4 protein-coding genes and 1 tRNA gene are annotated in these 3,781 nt (G+C 70.3%); 4 read left to right on the forward strand and 1 reads right to left on the reverse strand.

Annotated features, from left to right (window positions below; genetic code table 11):
* Window positions 1–153 precede the first annotated feature (153 nt).
* Both AC31A1_RS48425 and AC31A1_RS48430 read left to right on the forward strand, forming a co-directional pair.
* Window positions 154–237: transfer RNA gene (locus AC31A1_RS48425), tRNA-Leu, on the forward strand.
* A 308-nt stretch (window positions 238–545) separates the two neighbouring features.
* Window positions 546–776 carry a hypothetical protein gene (locus AC31A1_RS48430; protein WP_489659431.1) on the forward strand — a complete coding sequence of 77 codons (231 nt, stop codon included), beginning with the start codon at window positions 546–548 and terminating at the stop codon, window positions 774–776.
* Between the two features lie 164 nt (window positions 777–940).
* Here AC31A1_RS48430 and AC31A1_RS48435 read toward each other — a convergent pair whose 3' ends face one another.
* Window positions 941–1,594: an FMN-dependent NADH-azoreductase gene (locus AC31A1_RS48435; protein ID WP_366494759.1), complete on the reverse strand. Its 654-nt coding sequence runs from the start codon at window positions 1,592–1,594 to the stop codon at window positions 941–943.
* 168 nt (window positions 1,595–1,762) lie between these two features.
* Between AC31A1_RS48435 and AC31A1_RS48440 the strand changes: the two genes are divergently transcribed.
* Together AC31A1_RS48440 and AC31A1_RS48445 are read left to right on the forward strand one after the other, a co-directional pair.
* A complete protein-coding gene (locus AC31A1_RS48440; protein ID WP_365301254.1) occupies window positions 1,763–2,125 on the forward strand; it encodes a winged helix-turn-helix transcriptional regulator in 363 nt (120 codons plus the stop codon).
* 267 nt (window positions 2,126–2,392) lie between these two features.
* On the forward strand, window positions 2,393–3,778 hold the full coding sequence (locus tag AC31A1_RS48445; RefSeq protein ID WP_489659432.1) for a DUF2252 domain-containing protein: 1,386 nt from the start codon (window positions 2,393–2,395) through the stop codon (window positions 3,776–3,778).
* The last annotated feature ends 3 nt before the right edge of the window (window positions 3,779–3,781 follow it).

The following is a 3,781-nucleotide window of genomic DNA, read 5'->3' on the forward strand; positions in this document are numbered from 1 at the left end:
GTCCTGCCTCGGGGGAACAGGGGGTCCTGCCGGCGTCCTGCCGGGGGCCTGCTCAGGGGAAAGGGATGTGAATCCACCCCGGGCACCGTGCTAATCTTCTGCATGTCGGAAGGCGCCAGCCCCCCAGGGGAAGGGCCCGAGGACACACCCAATGCGCGGGTGGCGGAATAGGCAGACGCGCTGGATTCAGGTTCCAGTGCCCGAAAGGGCGTGGGGGTTCAACTCCCCCCTCGCGCACAGACAGAAGCCCCTCAGGTCTCGGACCTGGGGGGCTTCTTCGTGTCTTGACGGCTTCGGTGAGCGCCAGGTCTGGTGAGGACAATCACAGGTCGGCGGGGGCGGCGGGAGGCGTGGGCTGTCGGCGGGCGCGAGGTGGTGCAGCGGTCGGACGTCCCGAGGGCGGACGCACCCCGAGTGCAGTATCGACCCGATGAGGAACAACTCTCCCCAGACCTTGCCTCGTTATGGAAAGGCGTGTGCGCATCTCTATGTCAACGTGGTGCGGCGGGTGAGTCAGTGCCACCACATCACGAAGTGAGCCGTTCATGATCAATCAGCGGCAAGGGCGGGAACAGTCCTCGGAGGCGCGACGGCGGTCGGCCGGGATCGCCGCATTCGTGGCGGGACTCGTGGTGACGCTCGCCTTCTTCGCCTTCTTTCCCGGGCTTCCGCACGTCATCGACTGGGGGGCGATCGTCGTCGCCGTCCTGGTGGGAGCGCTTGCCCGATGGATCTGCCAGTCCTGGATGGGGAAGAGGGACAAAGAGCGCGAGTGAGCACGGTGCCGCCGAGCCGCGGTGTCGCGGCAGCGAGGGAAAGGAGCTGGGCGCCGGCTTCCGTGATGCTTCGGTGAGTCCCGTCTCAGGTGAGGACAATCACACGCACTTCTCACCTGAGACGGAGGCAGAGACGGAGGCAGAGGCAGAGGCCGGGTGGCGGGTCAGGCCGCGAGGCGTTCTGCCAGGGTCTTGGCCTTGGTGGCCGCGTCGCCGAGGGCGCGCTCGCGGGACGCCTCGTAGAGCGGGACCAGGTCGGCCATCGCCGGGTTCTGCGGGGCCATGGTCAGCTCCGGGACGATGAACTCGGCGTCCAGGCCGAGGGCGTCGACGAGGACCGCCTTCAGGTAGTTCTGGACGTAGTCGTAGCCCTCGCGCGGGGTGCCCGGCCCGTAGGCGCCGCCGCGGCTTGCGATCACGACGGTCGGGATGCCCTTCACCTTCGAGTCCTCGGTCCCCGCGGTGCGGCCCATCAGGATCACGTTGTCCAGCCAGGCCTTCAGGGTCGAGGGGATCGTGGCGTTGTACATCGGGGCGCCGATCAGCACCGCGTCCGCCTGCTCCAGCTCCTCTATGAGCCGCACCCGCTCGGCGAAGGCCGCCGCCTGCTCGGGCGTGTGCGTGGCCGGGTCGGCGAAGCCGGCGGTGTGGGCGTCCACGGTGATGTGCGGGACGGGGTTCGCGGCGAGGTCGCGGTGGATCACCGTGCCCTCCGGGTGCTGTTCCTCCCAGGACGTGCGGAAGGCGTCGGCGACGGCGCGGGAGGCGGAGGCGCCGGCGGGGAACACGGACGAGTCGATGTGCAGGAGCGTGGCCATGGGGGTCTCCAAGAGGTGTCGGGTCAGGTATCGGGCCCGGTGTCGGGCGCGTGCTGGGCGCAGCAGACCCGTTGCGTTGCTCAGTAGCTAAGTTTTTGTACTCAACTATGAATAACACAGGTACTTACTTTTTTTCACCCCCGTACGGGAGGGCAGTACCCTGAGGGCATGGCGGTCGAGCAGAGTCACGGCACGGATCAGTGCAAGAAGGTCGACGACGGCATCACCCGTGTCTTCCAGCTGTTCGGAAAGCGCTGGACCGGGCCGATCGTGGCCGTCCTGATGGCGCAGCCCGTCCACTTCGCCGACCTGCGCCGGGCGATCCCGGGCATCAGCGAACGCATGCTCTCCGACCGGCTCACGGAACTCGGCGCCGCCGGGCTGCTCGTCCGCGAGGTCGACGAGGGCCCGCCGCTGCGCGTCTCGTACCGGCTGACGGAGTCGGGCAAGGCGCTGGGACCGGCACTCCGGGAACTCGGCGCGTGGGCGCAGGTGCATCTGCGCGAGGGGTGGCAGTCGGGCGGGTGCTAGGCCGGAGTGGGTAGGTAGGTAGGCAGGCAGGCAGGCAGGTCGGGGTAGGTGCGGACAGGTCGGGGTTGGCCGCCCGGTTGGGCATGGGCGCCGATCGATGAGGCTTCGACGGCGCCGTGAGGCCTCGATCGGCGCCGGTTTTCCACAGCTGTGGAGTTGTCCACAGGGTCTGACGTGTTTTCGCCGCCGGTTGTACGGTCGTCGCGAGTTGATGTTCGGACGAGCGCACGTGTGAGCGTGGGTGTGTGTACGGGGGAGGCGGTCGGTATGACCGAGGCCGGTATCGGTGTGGGGCGCAGGCTGCCCGGGGTGCGGGGGTTCGCCACGTGGCCCGTGGAGGGGTCGCCCAAGGAAGAGGGGAAGGCGCTGCGGGCGAGCGTCCCGCACAGCGCGCACGCCGCTCTCGACCTGGACGGTTCCCGCCCCGACGCGGTGACCGCGGTCGAGGAGTCCGGCCGCGGCCGCATCCCCGGGCTCACGCCGATACGGGTGGGCAGGATGGCGGCCACGCCCTTCGCGTTCCTGCGCGGTTCGGCCGGACTCATGGCCTACGACCTCGCCCGCACCCCCATGACCCGGATCGGCGCCCAGATCTGCGGCGACGCCCACGCGGCCAACTTCGGCCTGTACGGCGACGCCCGCGGCGGCCTGGTCATTGACCTCAACGACTTCGACGAGACCATGCACGGCCCCTGGGAGTGGGACCTCAAGCGGCTCGCCGCCTCGCTGGTGCTCGCGGGCCGGGAGGCCGGTGCCGACGAGGACACCTGCCGTACGGCGGCGCACGGCGCGGTGGGTTCCTACCGCCGCACCATGCGGCTGCTGGCCAAGCTCCCGGTGCTGGACGCGTGGAACGCCATCGCCGACGAGGAGTTGGTCTCCCACGCCGACGCCCGCGACCTGCTCGGCACGCTGGAGCGGGTCTCCGAGAAGGCGCGGGGCAACACCAGCGGACGGTTCGCGGCCAGGTCGACCGAGGCCGCCGAGGACGGCGGGCGCCGCTTCGTCGACGCCTCGCCGGTGCTGCGGCGGATCCCGGACGCGGAGGCCGCGGCGGTGGCGGCGTCCCTGGAGGAGTATCTGGACACGCTCTCCGAGGACCGCCTCCCGCTGCTCGCCCGGCACACGGTGCACGACGTCGCCTTCCGCGTCGTCGGCACGGGCAGCGTGGGCACGCGGTCGTACGTCGTGCTGCTCCTCGACCATCGCGGCGAACCGCTCGTCCTCCAGGTGAAGGAGGCCCGCCCCTCGGCGCTGGTGCCGCATCTGCTGACCGCCGGGTTCGACGCGCCGTCCGTCTCGCACGAGGGTCGGCGAGTGGTGCTCGGGCAGAAGCGGATGCAGGTCGTCAGCGACATCCTGCTGGGCTGGACGACGGTCGACGGACTCCCGTTCCAGGTACGACAGTTCCGCAACCGCAAGGGCAGCGTCGACCCCGCCGCCCTCGCCGCCGACCAGATCGACGACTACGGCCGCATGACAGGCGCCCTCCTGGCGCGGGCCCACGCCCACAGCGCCGACCCGCGCCTGGTCGCCGGCTACTGCGGCAAGAAGGACGAACTGGACGAGGCGATAGCCACGTTCGCCGTGGCCTACGCCGACCGGACCGAGGCGGACCACGCGGAGTTGGTGGGGTCGGTACGGGCGGCGTAGGCC

It is taken from the genome of Streptomyces sp. P5F9, assembly GCF_057961495.1.

What these genes read in the sequence shown, in the direction of transcription:
- AC31A1_RS48430 (WP_489659431.1), top strand. Translation starts at nt 546, where the DNA reads ATGATCAATCAGCGGCAAGGGCGGGAACAGTCCTCGGAGGCGCGACGG.
- AC31A1_RS48445 (WP_489659432.1), top strand. Translation starts at nt 2,393, where the DNA reads ATGACCGAGGCCGGTATCGGTGTGGGGCGCAGGCTGCCCGGGGTGCGG.
- AC31A1_RS48440 (WP_365301254.1), top strand. Translation starts at nt 1,763, where the DNA reads ATGGCGGTCGAGCAGAGTCACGGCACGGATCAGTGCAAGAAGGTCGAC.
- AC31A1_RS48435 (WP_366494759.1), bottom strand. Translation starts at nt 1,594, where the DNA reads ATGGCCACGCTCCTGCACATCGACTCGTCCGTGTTCCCCGCCGGCGCC.